This window comes from Bacillus sp. REN16 (assembly GCF_020731355.1).
Classification (GTDB): Bacteria; Bacillota; Bacilli; order Bacillales; family Bacillaceae_L; genus Ferdinandcohnia.
Genome location: NZ_JAJFZK010000001.1, coordinates 115,359 through 138,382, shown reverse-complemented (window position 1 = coordinate 138,382; position 23,024 = coordinate 115,359). Strand labels below are relative to the sequence as shown.

General features: G+C 36.8%; 22 protein-coding genes. 7 read left to right on the top strand and 15 right to left on the bottom strand.

What is annotated here, in order from left to right:
- Positions 1 to 97 precede the first annotated feature (97 nt).
- A complete protein-coding gene (locus LKW28_RS00655; RefSeq protein WP_229138412.1) occupies positions 98 to 790 on the bottom strand; it encodes a TerC family protein in 693 nt (230 codons plus the stop codon).
- Positions 791 to 965: 175 nt separating this feature from the next.
- On the opposite strand from LKW28_RS00655, the gene LKW28_RS00650 reads away from it, so the two are divergent.
- Both LKW28_RS00650 and LKW28_RS00645 read left to right on the top strand, forming a co-directional pair.
- Complete coding sequence (locus LKW28_RS00650) at positions 966 to 3,101, top strand: GDYXXLXY domain-containing protein (RefSeq protein ID WP_229138411.1); 2,136 nt, start codon at positions 966 to 968, stop codon at positions 3,099 to 3,101.
- A 96-nt stretch (positions 3,102 to 3,197) separates the two neighbouring features.
- The gene (locus LKW28_RS00645) at positions 3,198 to 4,397 is read left to right on the top strand and encodes a M20 family metallopeptidase (protein WP_229138410.1); all 1,200 of its coding nucleotides are present in this window, start codon (positions 3,198 to 3,200) and stop codon (positions 4,395 to 4,397) included.
- Positions 4,398 to 4,441: 44 nt separating this feature from the next.
- Here LKW28_RS00645 and LKW28_RS00640 read toward each other — a convergent pair whose 3' ends face one another.
- From LKW28_RS00640 to LKW28_RS00630, 3 genes are read right to left on the bottom strand one after another with little or no spacing between them, the layout of a single operon-like run.
- Positions 4,442 to 5,152 carry an EcsC family protein gene (locus LKW28_RS00640; protein WP_229138409.1) on the bottom strand — a complete coding sequence of 237 codons (711 nt, stop codon included), beginning with the start codon at positions 5,150 to 5,152 and terminating at the stop codon, positions 4,442 to 4,444.
- Between the two features lie 60 nt (positions 5,153 to 5,212).
- Positions 5,213 to 6,442: an ABC transporter permease gene (locus tag LKW28_RS00635; RefSeq protein WP_229138408.1), complete on the bottom strand. Its 1,230-nt coding sequence runs from the start codon at positions 6,440 to 6,442 to the stop codon at positions 5,213 to 5,215.
- Positions 6,435 to 7,175 carry an ABC transporter ATP-binding protein gene (locus LKW28_RS00630; protein ID WP_229138407.1) on the bottom strand — a complete coding sequence of 247 codons (741 nt, stop codon included), beginning with the start codon at positions 7,173 to 7,175 and terminating at the stop codon, positions 6,435 to 6,437. Before LKW28_RS00630 ends, LKW28_RS00635 begins: the two co-directional genes overlap by 8 nt.
- A gap of 738 nt (positions 7,176 to 7,913) precedes the next feature.
- Here LKW28_RS00630 and LKW28_RS00625 point away from each other — a divergent pair.
- The 4 genes from LKW28_RS00625 (at position 7,914) to LKW28_RS00610 (ending at position 10,649) form a co-directional block, all read left to right on the top strand.
- Positions 7,914 to 8,339: an HIT family protein gene (locus LKW28_RS00625; RefSeq protein WP_229138406.1), complete on the top strand. Its 426-nt coding sequence runs from the start codon at positions 7,914 to 7,916 to the stop codon at positions 8,337 to 8,339.
- Between the two features lie 274 nt (positions 8,340 to 8,613).
- The gene (serC, locus tag LKW28_RS00620; RefSeq protein ID WP_229138405.1) at positions 8,614 to 9,696 is read left to right on the top strand and encodes a 3-phosphoserine/phosphohydroxythreonine transaminase; all 1,083 of its coding nucleotides are present in this window, start codon (positions 8,614 to 8,616) and stop codon (positions 9,694 to 9,696) included.
- 117 nt (positions 9,697 to 9,813) lie between these two features.
- Positions 9,814 to 10,332, top strand: a complete 519-nt coding sequence (locus tag LKW28_RS00615; protein WP_229138404.1) for a tryptophan transporter — start codon at positions 9,814 to 9,816, stop codon at positions 10,330 to 10,332.
- Positions 10,333 to 10,451: 119 nt separating this feature from the next.
- Positions 10,452 to 10,649: a sporulation YhaL family protein gene (locus tag LKW28_RS00610; protein ID WP_229138403.1), complete on the top strand. Its 198-nt coding sequence runs from the start codon at positions 10,452 to 10,454 to the stop codon at positions 10,647 to 10,649.
- Between the two features lie 64 nt (positions 10,650 to 10,713).
- Here the strand turns inward: LKW28_RS00610 and LKW28_RS00605 are convergent, their stop codons facing one another.
- The gene (locus tag LKW28_RS00605) at positions 10,714 to 11,589 is read right to left on the bottom strand and encodes a peptidylprolyl isomerase (protein WP_229138402.1); all 876 of its coding nucleotides are present in this window, start codon (positions 11,587 to 11,589) and stop codon (positions 10,714 to 10,716) included.
- Positions 11,590 to 11,898: 309 nt separating this feature from the next.
- Here LKW28_RS00605 and LKW28_RS00600 point away from each other — a divergent pair, with 309 nt between their 5' ends.
- The gene (locus tag LKW28_RS00600) at positions 11,899 to 11,982 is read left to right on the top strand and encodes a YjcZ family sporulation protein (RefSeq protein WP_229138644.1); all 84 of its coding nucleotides are present in this window, start codon (positions 11,899 to 11,901) and stop codon (positions 11,980 to 11,982) included.
- Between the two features lie 60 nt (positions 11,983 to 12,042).
- On the opposite strand, the gene LKW28_RS00595 is transcribed toward LKW28_RS00600, so the two are convergent.
- The 10 genes from LKW28_RS00595 to LKW28_RS00550 all read right to left on the bottom strand — a co-directional run bounded on the left by LKW28_RS00595 (position 12,043) and on the right by LKW28_RS00550 (position 22,994).
- Positions 12,043 to 12,237: a hypothetical protein gene (locus tag LKW28_RS00595; protein WP_267497816.1), complete on the bottom strand. Its 195-nt coding sequence runs from the start codon at positions 12,235 to 12,237 to the stop codon at positions 12,043 to 12,045.
- A gap of 322 nt (positions 12,238 to 12,559) precedes the next feature.
- Positions 12,560 to 13,099, bottom strand: coding sequence for a DUF3267 domain-containing protein (locus LKW28_RS00590; protein WP_229138400.1), 540 nt, complete (start codon positions 13,097 to 13,099; stop codon positions 12,560 to 12,562).
- A 266-nt stretch (positions 13,100 to 13,365) separates the two neighbouring features.
- On the bottom strand, positions 13,366 to 13,944 hold the full coding sequence (locus LKW28_RS00585; RefSeq protein ID WP_229138399.1) for an HTH-type transcriptional regulator Hpr: 579 nt from the start codon (positions 13,942 to 13,944) through the stop codon (positions 13,366 to 13,368).
- A gap of 109 nt (positions 13,945 to 14,053) precedes the next feature.
- Complete coding sequence (locus tag LKW28_RS00580) at positions 14,054 to 14,413, bottom strand: YtxH domain-containing protein (RefSeq protein ID WP_229138398.1); 360 nt, start codon at positions 14,411 to 14,413, stop codon at positions 14,054 to 14,056.
- Between the two features lie 86 nt (positions 14,414 to 14,499).
- Entirely contained in the window at positions 14,500 to 15,339 is an 840-nt protein-coding gene (locus tag LKW28_RS00575) for a hypothetical protein (RefSeq protein ID WP_229138397.1), read from the bottom strand.
- Positions 15,340 to 15,442: 103 nt separating this feature from the next.
- Positions 15,443 to 16,387, bottom strand: coding sequence for a 3'-5' exoribonuclease YhaM (gene yhaM / locus LKW28_RS00570; protein WP_229138396.1), 945 nt, complete (start codon positions 16,385 to 16,387; stop codon positions 15,443 to 15,445).
- A 63-nt stretch (positions 16,388 to 16,450) separates the two neighbouring features.
- Positions 16,451 to 19,468 carry an ATP-binding protein gene (locus LKW28_RS00565; protein WP_229138395.1) on the bottom strand — a complete coding sequence of 1,006 codons (3,018 nt, stop codon included), beginning with the start codon at positions 19,466 to 19,468 and terminating at the stop codon, positions 16,451 to 16,453.
- Positions 19,469 to 19,477: 9 nt separating this feature from the next.
- On the bottom strand, positions 19,478 to 20,707 hold the full coding sequence (locus LKW28_RS00560; protein ID WP_229138394.1) for a metallophosphoesterase family protein: 1,230 nt from the start codon (positions 20,705 to 20,707) through the stop codon (positions 19,478 to 19,480).
- Between the two features lie 141 nt (positions 20,708 to 20,848).
- On the bottom strand, positions 20,849 to 22,102 hold the full coding sequence (locus LKW28_RS00555; RefSeq protein WP_229138393.1) for an ABC transporter permease: 1,254 nt from the start codon (positions 22,100 to 22,102) through the stop codon (positions 20,849 to 20,851).
- Entirely contained in the window at positions 22,095 to 22,994 is a 900-nt protein-coding gene (locus LKW28_RS00550; protein ID WP_229138392.1) for an ABC transporter ATP-binding protein, read from the bottom strand. The genes LKW28_RS00555 and LKW28_RS00550 overlap by 8 nt, the downstream gene beginning before the upstream one ends.
- Positions 22,995 to 23,024 lie beyond the last annotated feature (30 nt).

Below are 23,024 nucleotides of genomic sequence, written 5' to 3'. Positions count from 1 at the left end.
CGTTATGTACCAAATTCATTTTTAGTATCCATAATTATCCAAGAATTATGCATCATTTTTAACCTAAAAAGGCGGCCTTAGATTGGCCACCTTTCGTTTATGAAGCTTTTTGTTTTTCATCTATTGACTTTGCTTTTGTTTTCTTCATCTTTGTTCCAATTAGCACAACAGCGATAATAACTAGCGCTTCAAATGTATATCTGAACCAAGGATTTTCAAAGAAATCTTGTAGGAATGGTTCCCCTACAATCATTTTCGCTGCTGTCCAGGCAAGGACGGCTGCACCGATTGTAACAATGATTGGAAAACGATCAATTAATTTAATGAACAGCGTGCTTCCCCACACCATGATAGGAACCGAGATAATCAACCCGATGACAACTAATAAAAAGTGACCATGAGCAGCTCCCGCGACTCCTAGGACATTATCAAGTCCCATTAGCGCATCAGCTACAATAATGGTTCTGATTGCCGCTCCAAAGGAACCTTTGGCCTCAATTTCATGCTCATCTTGATCATCTGTGAGAAGCTTAAAAGCAATCCATATTAGGAGAATTCCCCCAATAAGATGTAATCCAGGAAGCTCAAGGAGCCAAACAACAGCTAATGTTGCAGCAGCACGAATAATAATTGCTCCGACAGTTCCCCAGATAATTGCTTTTTTTTGCAGTTCTTTTGGTAAATTTCTTGCGGCTAAACCGATTACGATCGCATTATCGCCCGCTAAGACGAGATCAATTACTACAATTGCAAGTAGAGCTGAAAAAAACTCTGCTGAAAACAATTCCATAAGTAATTCACCTCGAGATTAGGTTTCCCTAAATTACGTTTATCTTTTATATAATTGTTCATTAAATATTGGTATCATTAAGGGAAAAATATATTATAATCGTTACAACGATTTAACAATTTAACATATAGTACTAGTAGGTTTTTATTTTTCCTTAGGAAATGGGGAGTATTCAATGAAGAAGCTGATTCCATTTGGTTACTTTGCTTCGATTGTTTTGGTTTTATCTGGTATACTTTACTTTTTTGCTGCGAATTGGCCAACATTTTCACGGTTTGAAAAACTGGCTCTTTCAGTTGCTGCAATGCTTTTATTTTATTTGTTATCAGTCTTTTCCACAAAACTTCTTTCGCATCAAGTATTTTTAGGGAAATGGCTATTGGTCGCTGGTGCGATATCCTTCGGATTATGTGTTGGATTAGTTGGTCAAATTTACAACTCTCATGCAGACAGCTATGTACTTTTTCTAATTTGGCTAGTACCTGTGTTACTGCTTGCAATAACCACACGATATGCTCCTTTGTCTATTTTGAGCTTTGTTCTCTTTCATCTTGCCTATTGGTTCTATATGAATCCCTCTTCCTACTTCATCGTTCGAACAGACTTTCAGGAGTGGCTCATATTTCTCGTTATTGCTGTTATAAATTTAATCCTTTTTTTCCTTACATTTACCCCTCTTATGGCTAATAAATCGATTCGCTATATGTCATATACAATGACACATATCATGTTAATTGGAATGAGTATTTTCGAATTGTATGAGCCCTTTAGTGGGTGGACAAATGTATTATATATTGCGTTTGCTGTCATTTCTTATTTCTATTTAGTTACGAAGAAAATTGATAAGTATATTTCAATAATTTTATTTACAATGGTCAGTATTTACGTGTGTACGAAAATTGTTGAAATCCCTTTTTTATTCGGTGAGACAATTGGATATCTTGGATTACAAATACTAGGATCAATTGCATCGATTGCCCTTATTATTGGCGGCGTTCTGCTGGCAAGGCATTTATCGTCTAAGCATACCGAAACCCCCATCGGCCAGACAATGAAAGGCATCTTAATTGTGATTGTCACACTTATTGGTTCATTCATGTTTTCAATTAGCTTTGGAGGGGTTCTATTCCTGCTATTTTCTAGTTTTTATGCCACTGTTGTGTTAAGTATCTTGTTTATAAGCATTGGATTATTCGTAAAAAAACTGGGACCATACGTTCGAAATACATTGCTATTTATCGGTTTCTTTTCCGGTCTGCTCGAAGCATTTTTCCTATCGACTTCAATCACTATTTTCTTTTTATTGCTATCGATCGTTGTGACAATAATCATGAAGGATGGATTGATTCGATTTTTAAGTTATACAACAATCATAGGTTGTTCTTTGAACCTTATCTTAGATGAATTGGGGCTATGGGTACACTCAGAGCTTGTATTAATAGGATTTGCTCTATTAAATGCAATCATCTATTATTTTGTTCAATCCGAAACAACATTAAAAAGAATTAGCTCGTTCTATTCCCTACTCTTTTTCTATGCACTAACTTTTTTAGATCATTTGTTATGGCAGGAAATTCTATATAGTCTGCTGTTCTTTATCATTACGACGTCATTAGTTTTTCTTTTCTCACGCAATGACGATGTTTTTATGTTACGTATGACTTTCGTATTTTGGATAGCGTTATTTATTTCAACGTATTATGATCTGATTTGGTCTCTTGTCCATAAATCTCTATCATTGCTGATTATCGGGCTTGTCTTCTTTGGAATCACCCAGTTCTTTGATCGTAGGTCTGGAATAAAAGTAATAGCAAATAATAAGTTCTTTACTATGAAGCAATGGAGTCTAATTGGACTCATCCTCCTTCTCCAGGTGGCCTTTGTTGGATACCAAATTGGAAGCAATGAATCACTTTTAAAAAATGGAACAGAAATTACACTTGAATTGGCCCCCGTTGACCCTCGTTCAATGATACAAGGGGATTATGTCATATTGCGATATGAGATTGCAAAGGTGAATGAACTTAAGGATGTTCAATCTGGAAATCGGGTCTACATCCTTGCAAAAAAAGGGAAAGATGGGGTCTATCAACGTGAAAAGATACTTACCTCAATAGATCCTAACTCATATCAACTTACTGAAGATGAGGTTCTTATTGCTGGCAAATACAATGGATATAACGGGATTATTCTTGGAATCGAGAGTTATTTTGTGAAGGAAGGAACTGGTTTAGACATTCAGCGTAACGCCAAACATGCCAAAGTACGAATATCGAAAAACGGTAATGCATTATTGGAAACCATTTATTAAGGGGCAGAATTGCCTCCTTTTTTTTATGAAAAGCAATAAAAATCTAAATAGTCATGATATAATTTACTCGTATTATAAAGAAGGGAGATTGAAGAAATGTTACATAACCTATATGATGCGCTAGATAAAAAGTACGTTGAAATGGTCGATATCCGCCGTTATTTACATCAACATCCAGAAGTATCTTTTAAAGAATATAAAACAGCAGAATACATTGCAAATTACTATAAAAACATTGGGGTAGAGGTTCGCACAAATGTTGGAGGAAATGGAATTGTTGCAAAAATTCAAGGAAGCAAGCCTGGCGCTACGGTTGCATTAAGAGCTGACTTCGATGCACTGCCAATTCAAGATGAAAAGGATGTTCCATATAAATCTACAGTTCCTGGTGTCATGCACGCTTGCGGCCATGACGGGCATACCGCTACATTGCTTGTACTAGCAAAAACACTTCATGAAATGAAGGATCAGCTTGCAGGTACTGTTGTCCTTATCCACCAACATGCAGAGGAATTTGCTCCTGGCGGTGCAATTGCTATGATAGAGGATGGCTGTCTTGATGGGGTAGACGTTATTTTTGGCACCCATTTATGGGCAACTACGCCAACTGGAACGATTGAATACCGTGTTGGTCCAATTATGGCCGCAGCCGACCGTTTTGAAATAAAGGTTCAAGGATCTGGAGGACATGGTGCACATCCGCATACAACAAAGGATGCAATTGTAATCGGATCCCAGCTTGTAATGAATTTGCAGCAAATTGTGAGCAGACGAGTTGATCCAATTGAATCAGCTGTCGTAACACTTGGCTCTTTCGTTGCAGAAAATCCATTTAATGTGATAGCTGACTCAGCCAAACTTGAGGGGACTGTAAGAACATTTAGTGAAGATGTACGCACTCAAATTGAGGGGGAAATCGAGCGCATTGTCAAAGGAACTTGTATCGCATCTGATTCCTCATACACATATGCCTTTCACCGCGGCTACCCTGCTGTCGTCAATCATAAGGAAGAAACTGATTTTCTTGTGGAGGCAGCAGAGAACATACCAGGAATTGTGGAGGTAAAAGAAACTGAACCACAAATGGGTGGCGAGGATTTTGCTTATTATTTACAGCATGTGCCGGGAACCTTTTTCTTTACAGGAGCAATGCCAGTTGATGAATTAACTGCTTATCCACACCACCATCCTAAATTTGATATCGATGAAGAAGCCATGCTTATTGCCGCCAAAACATTAGGGACTGCAACGTTAAAATACTTATCAGTAGAAAAGTCCGAAACGGCTACTGTTTAAAAAAGAACGCAAGAATGTTGTTTTTTGGCATTCTTGCGCTTTTATTAGGTTAAGATTCGTAATCGATAACAATTTTTCGCAGTTTCACCTAGATGATCAAGAAGATTATAGTTGGCATATGCACCTACTACGGCGCCAATACCAGGCAACAGTTGAAGCATTTTTACAAAATCAATATAATCTCGATACTCTTGCTGGAATACTCGCCAATCCAATTCTACTAGTCGATGTCTTTCTTCCTCCCAATTTTCTATTAGGTGCAATGTTCTCTTTTTATGCTCATCGCTTGAGAAAGCTAGTTGGAACACTTGCAACAAGAAAAGGCGTTCTTCATAGTCCTTTGTATCAAACCCATGAATGGCAGCCACTTCAAATAAAAACTTCATTTTGATTGATAGAAGCAATGGGAAATCTGCCAGGGATAATAGAAACCCTCCTGCCCCAGTTCCCGCTCCCTCTGCCGCAGCAGTACGTCTATAAACAGTTAGCTTATCTTCAATCAGTTTTTCTTTTACCTGTAATGTCATCCCTTGAGGATAGTTTGCCTTAGTCGTATATTCCGAACCGGCTAAAGTGGCTTGAACCATTTTTTTAATACTTTCCGTGATGACCGTATGCGCTTTTTCAGGTATTAGTCCATTCACTTTCGTTTGTGCTTTTTTCGAAACACGCTGAAGCATATTAGACTTTTTAATCAGCTTTTTACGCCATTGAAATAATTCCTCTTCTACATTAAACATATAGGAATCGCTCATGCACCTCTACCCTTCTTTTTGTTTAGTCGTTCTACGTGCGAACAAAAGAAAAGGTTTCATTTATCCATACATTCGGTCAAGCTTCTGTACCTTCCCTTTCGTGTATACAAACACAAATAGATAGACAAACACTAAAGCCGCAACTAAAAAAATGATAGCTGTTGTGATTTTTGCAGTTAATAGCATGGTTATCGTAAATAAAATCGACTGGACAACAAGCAGCTGGAATAAAAACTGTAAAAAAGAAGCTAGCTTTGCAAATTCACTTACTGGGTATAAACGAACCCAAATTTTTAAACTATGATGTCTCCATAAAGTAATTAGCTGGTAGCCCGTCAAGTAAAGGAATAAAATCGTGACAAAGGCTTTTCCGTAATCAAATGGGACGAAATAAATGAGTAGATCTCCAATTATCGTTAGCCTGACATACATCCCTAAATAATCACTTGTCCTAAGGAAGGTCCTTGTAAACAAATAACGAAACGTATTTTTCTTTGAATATGAAATAAACCCTGTAACCCAGTTAAGACATGCTCTCTTTTTCACTCGCTCCTTCAGTTTCGGAACATCGGTGAACAAATTCGCAATTCTGTAAAATGTCAGCATTTTTTTCGACTCTAACTCGATTAATGTATTCCACTTGAGCCCTTTATTTTCGACTGCCTTATGAAAATAAAGGAGCAAACCGATCATTATGACAGCTACACAACCGATATAAAGGATCGATGCGCCGGAAAATAGCAAATAAATCAATACGATATTTAATATAAGGCGAATCACAATGTCAATATAATACGTAGAGCTTTCAGTGTAATGTTGGGTAAACCATGTCATTAGAAGATTCCATGCTTTACATAGTAAAACAATCACAAAGATGCCCGCTAGAGACGAAAAGGTTTTATCTGTAACTGCGAGATACAATGGTGCTGCAACCGCAAAAACAATCAATAATAAATAAATTTGAGAGAACAAACTATACCAAAATGCCTTTTGAAAATAAGGAGTTAGCTTTTTTTCGATAGGCAATAAGAAAACGAGGTCCGGTTCCTTCACCAAGGTTTGTATACGGCTGCTTGTTAAAATAAGCCCTAAGACGATTGCAATAATAATTGCATAAGGAAAATCCTTTGGAATATCCTGTAACCAATGATTATAAAAAACCGCCCCTCCTCCTCCTAAAAATAGGAGAGCAATCAATAAATGATCATTTAACATATACCGTAAATATCGGCTGATTTCCTTAAAATGTTGGGCTTGACGCTTACTCCATAATTCTTTGATATCAATCATGTTCTTCTTCCTTTGTCAGGCTGATATATATATCATCAAGTGTGGCGTTCTCCATATTAAATTGCTGTCTAAGATCGTCTAAGGTTCCCGAAGCTCTTACCTTACCATTATGTAAAATAATAAATGAATCACAATATCTTTCAGCTGTCGCTAAAATATGAGTTGACATTAAAATGCCTGCGCCATTATTTTTCATTTTATTCATTAATTCCAATAGGGATTGAATACCAAGCGGATCTAATCCAACAAAAGGTTCGTCAATGATATAAAGGTCAGGTTCCACTAGAAAGGCACACATTATCATTACCTTTTGCTTCATTCCCTTTGAAAAATGGGAAGGGAAAAACTTCACCTTTTTTTCCATTCGAAATTCTTTTAATAAAGGTTGTATTCTTTCTTCAAATGCTTTTTTGTCTAAACCATAGGCCATTGCCGTTAGCTCAAGATGTTCATAAAGAGTCAATTCATCATAAAGAATTGGTGTTTCGGGAATAAAGCTAAACATAGAGCGATAAGCTTCCATATCCTCTTGAATCGTTTTTCCATTGATATGGACGGACCCTTTTTTCGGTTCCATGAGACCTATGACATGTTTAATTGTCGTACTTTTCCCCGCACCGTTTAACCCGATTAATCCTACAATTTCATTTTGTTTGACTTGGAAGGAAACATCTTTTAAAACTGGATTTTGTGTATATCCACCTGTTAGATTTTTTATCTCTAATAGTGCCATGTAAAGCTCCCTTCTAACTCTCATTACGTTTTTTCGTTGTCTAGCTTCAGGCGCCATCGGCTCGAGGTCTTAAGCCAATCGCTTCCGAAGGTATAAGGCACCTTCTGTCAGCGCTCGTCTTAAGCATGTCGCCGATTAGCAGGCGCCTTACGCTTTTCTTTTTATCATATCAAAAATTGCCAATTTAACATAGTTAAAAAAGTTGGTATATATCCATTTGAAAAGGCCATACTAATTTTTGAAGAGGGCAAGAAAAAAGCCTTGATGTTAATCATCTACCTGGAATGAGGTGTTTGTTAAAGACAATATCCTTGTTTTAGACGACAGCTTTTTATACCTGTTATAAGGGGATGGTTGCTTTGGGAAATGTGAGGGAAAACCAGTTCGAAACAAATAACCACTAACACAAAATATCATTATTTTGTAAATGAGGTGTTTGTTAAAGGCTACCTAGTCGAAATATAAGTCGTAAAAAAACTTATATCAAAAAGACAAGGGGATGGTTCGTTTGGGCCACGGATTTGACTCACTCCATTAGATAAAGACATTCATTCCTAAAAAAATGAGGTGTTTATCGCAGATACCATAAACCTTTTAACTTAGCCTTCTTCAAGAACAGGATGCATCCTTTGCGATCGCATCCTGTTTCTTCATTTTAACAGGATGAAAATTTTTACATCTTTGGAACCTGTGATAAAATATGATTTATTACGTGAATTTTGAAAGGAATGGACATACATGAGTGATTGTATTTTTTGTAAAATAATCAATGGAGAAATTCCAAGCGCAAAAGTATTCGAAAATGAACACGTCTACGCGTTCTTAGACATCAGTCAAGTCTCAAAAGGACACACACTTATCATCCCAAAAGTACATAAAGAAAACGTCTATGAACTGACACCCGAACTTGCACAACATATCTTTGAAGTGGCTCCATCCATTGCAAATGCAATCAAAAAAGAATTCAATCCAATCGGGATGAACCTTTTACAAAATAATGGTGAACAAGCAGGACAATCTGTCTTCCACTTCCACCTCCACCTCATTCCACGTTATGGAAAAGGCGATGGATTTGGCATCGTATGGAAGTCTCATGAAAATCAATATTCAGGCGAGGATTTACAAAATATTGCTTCAAGCATCTCAAAAGCAATCCAAAATTAAACATTACAGGCAGGACTTCAGGTCCTGTTCTTTTTTTTCATATTGTCAGCGTTTTCTTCACACTTTTCAAAAAAATTCACTTTTTTTTTCATGAAAACGTGATAAGATAGCTTTATTCAACTAAAGCAATTAGAAAAGTGCAAGGCGCCCGTTTATCGGCGACTAGCATAAGACGAGCGCTGGCAGAAGGTGCATTTTACCTTCCGAAGCGATTGGCTTAGACCAAAGAGCCGATGGCGCCTGGAACTAGACATGAAAATAGGAGGAATCAACCATGCAACGAGCATACAATTTTAATGCCGGTCCTTCCGCTTTGCCGCTTGAAGTATTAAACCGTGCCCAAGCTGAGCTGCTCAATTTCAAAGGAACTGGTATGTCTGTAATGGAATTAAGCCATCGCAGCAAAGAATATGATCAAGTTCACCAACAAGCAATAGCTGATTTACGTGCGCTATTACGTATTCCAGACGATTACCAGGTGTTGTTTTTGCAAGGTGGCGCTAGCCTGCAATTTACAATGATTCCAATGAATTTTTTAACACCAGAAAAAACAGCTGACTACATATTAACAGGTTCTTGGTCTCAAAAGGCACTTGATGAAGCAAATAAGCTAGGAAAGACAAATATAATTGCATCAAGCAAAGAGGAAAAATATAACTATATCCCTGAAGTAAATGCGGACAACCATTCGGCTAATTCTGCATATGTTCACATTACCTCTAATAACACGATTTACGGAACACAATGGGAGAATTACCCAACCTTTAAGGATGTTCCACTTATTGCAGATATGTCTAGCGATATTTTATGCAGAGAAATCAATGTGGATCAGTTTGGGATGATCTATGCAGGTGCGCAAAAAAATCTTGGTCCTTCAGGAGTAACTGTTGCAATCATTAAGGATTCCCTATTAAAACAAAGTAACAGCAATCTGCCAACCATGTTGGATTACAATACACATGCTAAATCAGATTCTCTTTATAATACTCCACCAACTTTTTCAATTTACATGCTATCACTTGTCCTAGAATGGGTGAAGGAACAAGGTGGAGTGCCTGCAATTGAAGCAAAAAACAATGAAAAGGCAGCTCTTTTGTACAATACGATTGACGGGTCAGACGGCTTCTATAAAGCACATGCTAAAGAAGGCAGTCGTTCTATTATGAACGTGTCTTACACACTTCCAAGTGATGAGCTTACGAAAAAGTTCTTGGCACAAGCAAAGGAAAAAGGTTTTGTTGGATTAAATGGACATCGCTCAATTGGCGGCTGCCGTGCTTCCATCTACAATGCAGTTCCATATGAGTCTGTTGAGGCACTTACCTCATTTATGAAGGCTTTTAAATCAGAAAATTAACTTCAAAATAGGGTAATAGTCTGATATACTTATAGATAAGATTTTCGCAATGGGCAATGAGTGCACTATTGGAGAATCCCAAAAATATAGCTTAGAAAAGCTGAGGAGAGATGAGAAATGAATACAAAGGTTTTAGTATTTTTATCATTATTAGTTGGAATGGGTGCTGTTCTGCACACAGTTATACCTCCGATTTATCTAGGTATGAAGCCAGACTTAATGTTGATTATGATGTTTTTAGGAATCATGTTATTTCCTGAAAAGAAATACGTTTTGCTTGTTGCAATTGTCGCTGGTGTCATTTCAGCATTAACTACGAATTTCCCAGGTGGTCAAATTGCGAACCCAGTCGATAAGCTAGTATCAGCATTCGTATTTTATGGCATATTTTTGGCTGCAAGAAAGCACACTCAATCACTTGTAATGGTATGTACTGTTACCGCAGTAGGAATTTTAGTTTCTGGAACTGTTTTCTTAACCACTGCACTGTTTATTGCTGGTCTGCCTGGAACATTCATTGGATTGTTCATTGGTGTAGTCATTCCAGCAACTGTAATGGGTACAATTGCAATGGCTATTATTCATCCAGTTGCACATCAAATTATTAAACGTACAAACTTTACAGTTAGTGCATAATTAGATTTTGAAGGGGTGTCCGACACATGTGTTGTCGGGCACCCTTTTTCTAATTTCTAGTGATATCTAGTTCATTTTCGTCATATAGTAGTAAAAAGTGGGACAAGGAGTGATTTGCGATGTTATCAGTACCATGGTTTGTATATGTAGCGTTATTTGGAGTACTTTTTAGTGCATATATGGTGATCCGAACATCAAGAGAGGAAAAGATGATTGATGACACCTATATTGAGCAGGAAGGCAATGTATACATCGAACGAATGAATGATGAAAAAGAAAGACGATCAAAACGAATGAATAAACCGGAAGCAATGTAAAATAGACAATTAGAAAAGGACCGCTTCCCATAAGAGCGGTCCTTTTCCTATATTTACGTACTGCTTATTCAGCAGCCGCTTCAGTTTTAAATAAATCCTTAAACTCTTTATCCTTCACTTTAACATCTGCATCCTTAACTGCTTTATCTAAAGCTTTTTGAAGGGTAGTTCCAGTTTGGTCTGCTTGAAGTAAAGCTTTGCGGACTTCATCTTTCTTCTCTTGGTCCATCTTATCGAAATCTTCAACTGTGCCTGTTACCTTAATGATATGGTAACCATATTGTGATTCGATAATTTCACTTGTTTGGTCTTCTTTAAGTCCAAATGCAGCTTCTTCGAATTCAGGAACCATACGTCCTTTTCCGAACCAGCCTAAGTCCCCGCCATTTTGGGCAGAGCTGTCATCAGAGAATTCCTTAGCTACATCTTCAAACTTTTCACCGCTATCAAGCTTAGCCTTTGCTTCGTCAATTTTCTTCTTAGCTGCTGCTTTTTGTTCTTCTGTTACTTCGGCAGTTGGGTTATCAGAAAACTTTGCTAAGATGTGGCTTGCCTTTACCACTTCTCCTGCTTTCACTTCAACTTCATCCAATGCTGCTTTTTCTTTTAGCATGTCAGATTTTAATAGTTCGCGGACAAAATCTTCGCCGTTTTGTTCAACGATTGCATCAAATTGAGCACCTAACGCAGCTTGCATTTCCTTATATTTTGCATCTAATTCTTTATCTGTAATTTCATATTTCTCAGATAACACTTTTGTATAAACTAAATCTTTAAGGATAACAGCTCCTGCTTGATCCTTCATTGCATCGTATAATTCTTCTTTTGTTACATTTCCAGCTTTTGATTCGACAAGCACTGCTGAATCGTCGGCATTGTTACATGCACTTAAGCCAAAAATACCTACTGCCGCCGTTAAAGCAATTATTGATTTCTTCATTACACACACTCCTACTATGTACATTTTTTGATATATGATTTGTCCAAGGGTACAAAAATTACTATAACATACTTTCAAAAGATAAAGAAAACATTTTCTTTAAAGTTTTATATAAATATGGGACATTCGCACAATCAGTTAGGCTTTTTGGGAATAGGATATAGTGAACTGAATAATAAAGGCTTTAGCCTTCAAAGGTTCAAAACCTCAGATTATTTAAAAAAGAATTCCTAAAGGCGTGACAACAGCCTATTCGTTCACAAATGATTTCGCATAAAATACCGTATTAAGAAAAATGGAGGTGTTACCATGAGCGGAGGATACGCAGGTGGATTTGCGCTAATCGTAGTGTTATTCATCCTATTAATCATCGTCGGTGCTGCTTGGTTCTAAGAAATACTCTCGGATAAAAAGAAAAAGGATGACCCAACTTCGGTCATCCTTTTTCCATTCTTATGTAAACAAAACCTCTACATAAGACGAAATCAGTAAAATGGTAATTAAAATATTAATAGTTCGATATACTTTTGGCTGGCGGTCATCAGGAATTTCTTTTTGCTCACATAGCCGGAAAGTCATTTGATTAATGTAAAACAAAATAAAAGCAGCAAATGGAATATAAAATAAGATCACTCCCAATCCCCCCATCTTCAAGTGCGTCTTGGCATATAAAACCTTAATCTGCTCCGGTCTTTAGGTTTATTTTAACACCCATGGTAATCAAATACGCACTTGCGTATTTGCGCCCGATTTTTTTAGGCCCACACGAGGTGGGTCACAAAGACGTTGCCACAGGAAGTGGCGTTCTTAGTCTTTGATCTTATGCTCGAAAAATTTCCTTTGAAAAATCGTGGCATCCGCCGGAGGCATTTACTTTATTCAGTCGGGATGGTTCCCTCCACAAAATTTGTTCTCTTTATAAAATTATCCCCACTTTTAGAAGTAGGGTCGTGCTGAATAAAGTAAAAGCTTAATTGTGGATTAAAATATCATAGCCGTCTTCTATTTCTTCAACCGTACAAGATTTTGGCGCTTTTATAAACTGCCCCAAATGAATAAAGTCAGGAACACATAAACCAAAATTGATTGCTGAAATAATAGAAAAATAATGAATATAGCCTGGAAATACAAGACACGCCCCAAGCATAATTGCTGTAATAAGTAAAAATGGTGTTCCCATTACAATAAGGATAAACGGTTTAGAAAGTGAATGTTTTGATCGTTTTGAAACAATTGGAATGATTCCGTACATCCTTTTAATTGATACTGTAAGCTTCTTACCAGTAATCCAGAAAGGTAATACATGCAACATGGCGTGTATCGGATAAATCAATAATAAGGCTAATAAAAAATAAGTTGATCCATCTGCACTAAGTCGAATCGAAGAGTACATGAGATTCATTGGTAAATAAAAGATAATAAATGCTATGAACATTGATATCAAGGATATCAAGTTAATTCGATGGAATCCATAATCCTTTGAAAGATTAATGGTTTTCCAACAAGTCATACTAAATCACCATCCGCATTCATAAGAAGTTAAAATAAGTAGACATCATATCCAAAGTTTTTTGTTTAAATTAGATACTCTAAACTTACTAAATTACTTTACTTTGTTTCTCACAAAAATGCAATAGGTATCCAAAAGAACGATAAAATACGTGGTTTTTCGACTTTTTTCGCGATTATCCGTAAAAATCGTGAAGAATTGAGCATATTTTCAAAAAATAAAAAGCGGAGGGATTTGTTAGTTTCACGCCGCTTTTACATAATCGATTACATTTCTAATTTTTCTTCAACTCGTTTGTAAAGCTTTCCATCTACCTCAATAAAATCATCTTCAAAATTTTTGAAGGATTTTTCGAAGATTTCCATATAATCATCCCCGTAAATATTGCGGACAATGCTCATTACTTCAACGATTTCCGGAAACTTCCCGTAAAGTTTCTTAAGTGGAATTGCACCTTCCAATACCCCATTTTTAGTAGGATTATAGGCTTCAACAATTTTCAAAAAGATTGCTTCTCCATCTGGAGTCAATTCGATATATGTGTTACGCTTATCGTTTTCTTTTTTTGAAAATTGTAGCAGTCCACGTTCCTCTAACTTTTTAGAAAAGTTAAATGCTGTCGAAACATGCATAACTCCAAATTTAGCAATCTCTGAAATAGAAGCACCTTTCAAATGATACGCTATCCAAATAATGTGATGCTCATTAATATTTAAGTCATAAGGCTTGATCCATTGCTGCCAGTCCTTTTCAATAGACTTCCATAATGCCTTACTTAGTTGTGCGATTCTTTGACTAAAAAGGAGCGCTTCTTTGATGGAGGCCATTTTTTCTTCATGTTTCATAGATTCACCCACTTTTCTATTTTCTCTTATTACTATTATGCCAATAAAATAAAAATTAATAAAGATGTAAATTTACGAAATTTTTCAATTAGGCTAAAAAATTTTATATTTACTTGGTTGTCAGCGTTTTTTCGAGGTTTTCTAAAGCGCTCTCTATTTCTGAAAGCTCTTTTTGAATATTTTTTTGATTATCCTCAATTTCTTTTTTCCAATGATTAAATGAATGCTTTAACTCCCCAGAAACTTCGGTTATTGTAGTGACCGCTTGTTTAGTTGACTTTGAAACTTGATCGGTAAGAGATTTCCCTTCATAAATTACTTGAGATAGGGAATCTTTTATATGTTTTTGATTATTCTTTAAATTATTTCTAAATTCTTTTCCAGAAGATGGCGTACTTAAAAGGACTGAAACACCACCGATAATACTCCCGATTAACACTCCATAAAGCAAAGGTTTAGTTGACGTCATTTTAATCACTCCTATACGAAAACATTATTTACAGAATTCAACAAAAAACAGAAAAACCCTTTTATAATTTCATACTTGCCCAAAAATTAGAGTTGTTTGTGTAATTCATTTTGTTGGATATACCAACGGTCAACAATACTGTTACGAACTAAGACGAAAACGATTTGTATTCGTTCCTTCCCTTGATCCCGAAAAATTTCGACCTCAACAGGGATTTCCATACTTAAAAGTCCCTTTAAATCACTTAATGGCAAATAGGAGATATTTGTGATTGAAAATATCGTAATTTGATTTAAGTTTTTGAAAAGCTTCTTGTTTTTTGCATTCGGGAGAAATGTTTGTTTAATAATCTTCTGATCTGTTTGATTAACTCCGGTTGCAAATATTTCAATAAGTTGATAAGGGTCAGCATTACTTATATATTCATCAAGCTTTCCACCCGCTTTTAATAACATTAGCTTATGAGCCAAATCTGGCTCTTTTGATCGATGGGTCGTACTTCCTAAGAAATGAACACAAAAATGACCAGGAAAGCCATTTTTTAATGCACCACCCCCATGTGGCATTCCATGCATTGATGCTGCAATCATTTGGTCACCGTACTTCACGATAATTGCTCTACGTTTCCAGCTCCATTTCCCACCGTAGATTTTTTTCATTATTTTTGTATCATCTATTGTAAGTGGTTGAACATCCGCATGTCTGCTGCCCGCCCTTCTTTGCACACGAAATTGAAGGCCGGTTTCAACATCAATAATTGTAAAAAAGGATTTTCTAGGAAGAATTTCATTAACCATTTCCCAAGGAACCAATTCAACTTTAAAGCTTAATGGGCTGTCTTTTTCATCAAATTCAGTTGTGGCCTCAACATTCAAATACTCTATTGAAAAGAAAAAAAGAAAAAACAGAAGTAAAACTTTTACCATTTTTCAATACCTCTTTTTTTACATAGCTTTCCATAAAATAAAAAATTCTATTAAAAAAACTCGACTCAGTAAAAATGATGAGTCGAGTTTATCGCTTATTGGCTTATTTATGAAAAGTTGGCTTATAAAAGCTTCTATTATCTAAAGCAAAGACCCGATCTGAAAATTCACCTGGTTTCACTCGTTCTAAGGCACGATCCAACATGTTCATTTTAGCATCCAGATTATCAATATAATGAAGAATCTCTGCCTCCTTAATCATAGGTGGCTTAGGGCTGCCCCATTCAGCCTTTCCATGGTGGCTTAGAATGATATGCTGAAGGATTGTCACTTCTTCTCCTTCAATACCAAGTTCTTTTGCTGCCTGTCCGATTTCATTAACCATTATAGAAATATGCCCTAATAGATTTCCTTCTACTGTATACGTCGTTGAAATTGGTCCAGATAGCTCGGTTACCTTTCCTAAATCATGAAGGATGATTCCAGCGTATAATAAATCCGTATCAAGTGACGGATAAAGGTGGGCAATTGATTTTGCCAAGTCAAGCATTGATACAACATGGTAGGCAAGACCAGACACAAATTCATGGTGGTTCTTCGTTGCTGCAGGATATTCAAAAAAGGCAGCTTGATGTTTTTTTAGTAGATGTCTCGTAATTCTTTGGATATTGGAATTCTTCATCTCAAAAATATACTGTGTAACTTTTGAAGACATTTCATCTTGTGGTATCGGTGCAACCGCTAGGAAATCAGAAATCGTAACCCCGTCTAGATCTGTGGCTGGGCGGATGTTTCGGATTTTCAGCTGATTTCGACCACGGTAACTATTAATTTCCCCTGCGAGTCTTACTATATTTTGGGCTGCATAATGATTTTCATCTTCAGATGTTGCATCCCAAAGCTTTGCTTCAATTTCTCCACTTTTATCCTGGAATATGAGCGTCAGAAATGGTTTTCCGTTACTTGCTATCCCTTTAGTTGAAGATTTAATAAATAAAAATACATCCACTTGCTGACCAACATCATAATGCATAATGCCTTTAACCATATATTCTCCCCCTGTTTCTTATCAAATATCTTCTAAGATCTGTCTCTCTTTATCTATCAAAAATTATAGCACACTTTTATGGTTTTCCTTGATTACTTTAGTACCTAATTCAATCGGTTTTACATCTCCAAATCCTTCCATAACATGTTGATGACATGTAAATAATAGAATCTGATTGTCTTTTGATAGCTCTTTCATTAAGTGAATAGCGCTTGATAATCGGTATGAATCAAAATTGACAAAGCTATCATCAATTACAAATGGATAGGATTGATTCGGATGCATCGTATTAGCAAGTGAAAAACGAATAGCTATATATAATTGCTCGGAGGTAGCTTGGCTAAGTTCATTTGGTTTATAACGAAGGCCACTCTCATCCTCAACGATAAAACCATCTGCATCATTATCCAAATAGATTTTTTTGTATTTTTTATCAGTTAAGATTGAAAAATAATGTTCTGCTTTTTCAATAACCTTTGGAAGCCGGAGTTTTCGATACTGCTCAACTGACATAGAAAGAATATCCTTAGCTACGGCAAGTGTTGCCCATTGTTTTGCATGATCCTTAACCAATGATTTATTTGCCTTGTATGAATGAAGCAAATCGGCATAGGTTCCACCTTCTTCAAGCTCTTGCACCCGATGATGAGTAGCCGACAACCGGCGTTGCTCCTCTTTTTCAACTGTTTGAAGTTGAGTGATTTCGGCTGATATTTCTTCAATTCGTTTCTCATAATCCGTTTCAACATTGCAATTGGGCACTAACTCTCCAAATCGTTTGAGATGGGCGTGAAGGAGGCTCATTCGTTCCTTAATTTCCTTGCCTTGAGCATTTGCCTGCCCCTTTGCCCGAAAGCTTTCTTCATTTGATACTTCAGCCAGCTCCCACAAAACGGAACATTCCTTTTGAAGGTAAGCAATTTCTAATTCAAGTTTTGCGATCTGATCAGTTGCATCCTTTATTTTTGCTTCATTCTGTAGCATCAGCTCATTGTTCTTTTTTTCTTCCTGCAATCGGATTGCAAGTTGATCGATTTTGATTTGATCTTGTTCCCGTATATTTAACTGATTTGCTACCGAATTCAATTTATACTGGAAAGCAGAAATCTCTGCTTGGAGTTCATTCTTTTGCTCCAAAAGATTTTGTTTTCTCAAGGCGTTATCCCGGATTGCCTCAAGGATTTGAAAGGTATCCATTAACCGTTCATTCGATACTTGCTGTGGGAGCCCATATGTTTTCTTAATGTTTGCAACCTTTTCCTCAATCAGAAAACCCGCTTTCTCCCATTCTTCAAAGCCCGAAAGCACTTTATCGTACCCACTTTCATTTCGCCGAAGGGCTGCATGTTCCATTGCGATTTGCTGCCTAACATGCTGATCATGAATGAGCTTTGATGTTATTTCCTCTTCATCTAAAGGATTGTGGTTTTTAAGTTTTTCTTTAATTGAACCCTGCTTTTTCAAAAGGCGTTCTTTATCAACCTTAAGTTCATGGATGATTGAGGATGACATCTGTGTGGTGACCATTTTCCCAATTGACAGTATGAGCAGGGCTATAACGGATAAAATTCCTCCTGTTATCCATTCCTGTGAGAAATAAAAATAAACCGATACGAGAATTAGTGCTAAACCAATTCCATAAAACACACGAGTTAGCTTCGTCTTATTTTCGGTTTCTTTTGCTGATACCCTTGTGATTTGTTGATTAATTCTCTCGATTTCCACATCAATTAAAACTTTTTCCTTTTCCAAGCTTTCTTTAGCTGTATATTGACCTTTCTTTTTCTCAAGAACTTCTCTTTCCTCATTAGATAGCATTTGCTGCTTAAGTTCCTTGAGTTTGTGCTCACTTGTTTCTAATACATCCTTTGCCCGAGTAAAGCTATCATCCAGAAAATGCTTTTGCTGTTTATGCCGAGCTGTCTCAGACACAAGTTCTGAAAATAGATCTTTCGCCGCAATACTAAGATCTAATTCTTGAACTTTTTCTATTGGAAATGATAAATTGAGTCTTCCTTTTAAATGTTGCATTTCTGTCTCAACCTGCTGAAGCTCTCTCGAAATAATGTTGAATCTATTTTCTTTTTCAGCAAATAAGCTCTTATTTTCAACCAATTCCATAATTTGCTGCTCGTTTTCAAGATATTCTAGTGATACTTGGATAGAGCTTTTTTCCCTGTGCAATTCCGCTAGTTTTGCTAAAAACGTTTTTAGCTGAGCTTCATATGGTTTAATCAGTGCCTGCAATTGTTCGAAACGCTTCAACCCATCCTCCGGGTATGGCTCAAATGCATGTAATCCTGTCAATTGATAGTCTAAGGTTTGATACTCCTCTAATATTGGCTGGATCGATTGGAGTTTTTCCGACTCTTGAATTTTTTCCTTTAGATATTGGATTCTAATGTCTAGGTTTTTTAGTTCATTTTCAATTCGATGCTGTTCTTCTAAAAGTTCCTCATATTCATTGTTTTTTTCCTGCCAGTTTGAAATTTTTGCATACTGCTCCTTAAGCTGATTCAATTCCTTATTTAAAGGTGGATTCTTCCCTTTTGGCTTATATAAACTATCCATATCCTTCGTTAATTTATTCTGTAATTCTAGCAAGGCGTCTGTTCCAACAGTTCCAGCAGAAAATAGAAATCTCCCCACATCCTCACTCTTTAAGTTATGTACACCTTGCAGCCCATGGATGTTAAAGGAATATATATTTTGGTATAGGTTCTTATCCATTCCCTTAAAAATCTCAGAAATATAATCTTCTCCTCTAACGGTTCCATCTGGTAAGTAGACCTTTACATCCCCGGTTGCTTTTCCAGGCAATCTCTCAATCATAACTGTTCCAAATTCATTTGTTTGGAGAATAAGCTTTCCGCCATATTTTGTTCCGGTTTTTGGAATATAGCGCTGTTCATTTTGTTGTTTCGTTGGAAACCCAAATAAAATGCTATGAATAAATGACATAAGTGTCGATTTCCCCGCTTCATTTTGTCCATAAAAAACTTGAAGATTAGGGGATAAATTACCAAATTCAACATTTTCCAGCTTTCCATATCCATAAATCTGAATCCCAATGATTCGCATATCATCACCTCAATCTGAATGGTAGAGTTTCCGGAGGATGATCTTTTCAGCATCCTGAAGTATTTCCTGAAGTTCTTCATTTGTAAAAGTGTCGACATACCTGCGGTAGCCTTGGTGGCTTCGTAAAGGAAGCATTGCCTGGTTAAAATCTTGATATGTCTCCATGTTTTCTATCAAATCTCCAATAAAATTCGATTCCTGCTTTACCTTTTCGCGATCAATTAGCAATTGTGCCGTTTGTTTCAGTTCCACTACGTACACAAAGTTCCTTCCTGTTATATCATCATTTAAAATGGACAACAGATCTTCTTGCATTCCTTTTTCCTGCAACTGATCATATAGTGGACCCGTTCCTATATATTCGATTGATAAAAACAAACCCTGATTTTCCATTTTACGAAGATCATCGATATGAGAAAGTGTCAGATCGACGAGTTGGTCAAAGCTAGCAGTCTCGGAAATATCAATCGATGTATTTTCCCAGATTAGGTCGGATGTCGGGAAAAAAGTAAAATTGACTCCAGTCTTTGAAAGCTTTACAAGGTACCCGCCTTTTTCACCTGTTTCTTTTTTATGCCTTCCTTGAATATTTCCAGGATAAATAATAGGTGGATCCTCTGACAGAATCTCTCTTGTGTGAATATGCCCCAGAGCCCAGTAATCAAATCCTTTTTGCTGAAGATCAGATAGCAAGAATGGGGCATAGCGACTATGAGCACTCTCTCCCTCTTTACTTCCATGTAATATGCCTATATGGTAGGGTGCGTTTTCTTTTTTCTGATAGGCTGAGGTTTTGTTTTCAAGCACGGCTCTCTTGGCATAGCTAAACCCGTATATATTCGCAATAATTTCTCCATTTTTTATAAAGGGAATTACTTCGACATTTTCATTTTGAAACACATGGACATTGTTTGGCCAATTAAATTGTGGCCAATTCCCACCAAGATGGTCATGATTCCCGTGGACGACAAAAGCCTCAATGTCATTTTCCTTTAGTCGTTCCATTTCATTTCGAAACCGGGACTGTGCACGCAGACTGCGGTCTTCGCCATCAAATAAATCACCAGCAATTACCACGAAATCTACCCTTTTCTCGATTGCAATCGAGATTAATCTGGTCAGGGATATAAATGTACTTTCTTGTACATGCTTAAATAATTCTGTCGGCAGGTTCGCTAACCCTGAAAAAGGGCTGTCCAAATGCAAATCGGCGATATGTAAAAATGTAATTGAATTCAACTAAGGCGCCCCCTTTGATCTGTTACCTTTATTCTACCACCACAACAATACGAATGCACGTTCTTGTTTTGTAGAATTTAAAAAACCGAGGGGGCATCCCCTCGGTTGAATTTGAACCAGCAGATCTGTCCCACTGGTACCTTATTTATCCTTCTTTGTTAGTTGTAGAGCTTTCTTAATGTCCTTGAAAGAGGATGACTTACCATACATTAGTACTCCTCCACGGTAAACTCGTGCTCCGAAAATGGCTAATAGTGTAATGGATAGCACTAGAATTCCGATTGATAATGCGATCTCCCATACTGGAAGTGTTAACATTCCAACACGAAGGAACATGATCATTGGTGCAAAGAATGGAATATATGAAGTAATCGTAATCACGGATGATTCCGGTTTTGTTAGACCAAACATTGCAATCATAAAAGCGGCTACTATTAATAAAGTCATCGGGGTAATCATTTGTTGAACATCTTCAATTCGACTTACCAATGATCCTAAAAAGGCAGCAAGTGTTGCAAATAGGAAATACCCTAAAATGAAGAATACTCCAGCATATACAAACGTTGAAACCGGCAGATCGCCAAAGCCAAACACTTCAAAAAATCCGCCTTCCATTCCACTCATGCTCTGCTTTAAAGAGCCATAACCAACTGCTAAAATGACAGCGAATTGGGTTAAACTTAGTAACGCTATACCCAAAATCTTACCGAACATTTGCTTAATCGGCGAAACACTTGAAATGAGAATTTCCATCACTCGAGAAGATTTTTCAGTTGCAACCTCCATCGCAATCATATTCGCATACATAATGACTGCAAAATAGATAACAAATAATAGAACATAAACTAAACCACGTGCTTGATTTAGTTCCTCCTCAGATTTTGCATTTTCCTGAAGAGCTTGTTTGTCAAAGTGAACAGGTGCATACAGTTCATTAATCTGCTCAGCAGATAATCCAGCTTTTGTAGTTGCGATTGTTACCTTCAATTGCTGAAGGGCTTGTTCAAGTTGCCCAGTAATTTCCGAATCAGTAATCGATGGGGCTTTGTACATCGCTTCCGGAAGTCCTTCAGGTGTTTCTGTCAAAATGAGATATCCTGAAATCTCTTCAGCTGTAACACGCTCTTTTGCTTCCGCTTCAGTTCCGTCCATCTTTTCTAGAATTATGTCTTTAGTCATCGGTGTTAATACCTGTTCATATGCTTGATAAAGTTCTTCAGACTCAGTTAAAACAGCAACATGACTTGTTTCATCTTTATCAAATTTTTCAATGATGGTTTGGATATTTGCGAGACCAAAAATAATAAGTGCTGTGATTAGCGTGGTGATAATAAAGGATTTCGTCTTTAATTTACTCACATATGTGTGAAATAAAATAATCCAAAATTTACTCATAGGAAGCACCTACCTTTTCGATAAAAATATCATTTAAGGAAGGTTCCTCTAATACAAACTTTCGGACAAATCCTTTTCCTGCAATTGCATCAAGGATTTTTTGTGAAATAGCTTCACTTTCAACTTGCAAATGAAGTCCCTCCGCTGTTTCCTTAGCCTTTGTAACTCCTGCTAATGTTTTTAAATGACTAATATCAAAATCAGCATGGACAATAACGTTTTTCTTTCCAAACGAGCGCTTTATTTCCTTGAGCGATCCGTGCACAACTGGTTTCCCATGATGCATGATACATAAATGCTCACATAATTCCTCAACATGCTCCATGCGGTGACTTGAAAACACAATTGAAGTTCCTGCATTTTTCAAATCCACGACCGCGCCTTTTAAAATCTCCACATTCACAGGGTCTAATCCACTGAATGGTTCATCAAGAATAAGAAGCTTTGGCTGATGAATTACGGAAGCAATAAACTGTATTTTTTGCTGATTTCCTTTTGACAGCTCCTCGACCTTTTTTGTTGCATATTCAGGAACCTTAAATCGCTCTAGCCAATAATCAATTTGTTTTAAAATATCCTGTTTCTGCATACCTCTTAGTCTTGCAAGATACACAAGCTGATCACGCACCTTCATTTTCGGATATAAGCCTCTTTCCTCTGGCAAATATCCAATTATGTGGCTCGTATCATAATTAATTTTCTTTCCATCCCAACTAATTTTTCCATCACTGACATCCAATAATCCTAAGATCATTCGAAATGTTGTCGTCTTCCCCGCGCCATTCGCACCAAGAAACCCGAACATTTCTCGTTCAGGGATTTCTATTGATAAATTGTCAACAGCCGTGAAGCTACCGAATCTTTTTGTAACATTTTCTAGCTGTAATGCCATATCGACTCCTCCTTCTCCAGTTGTTTCTAC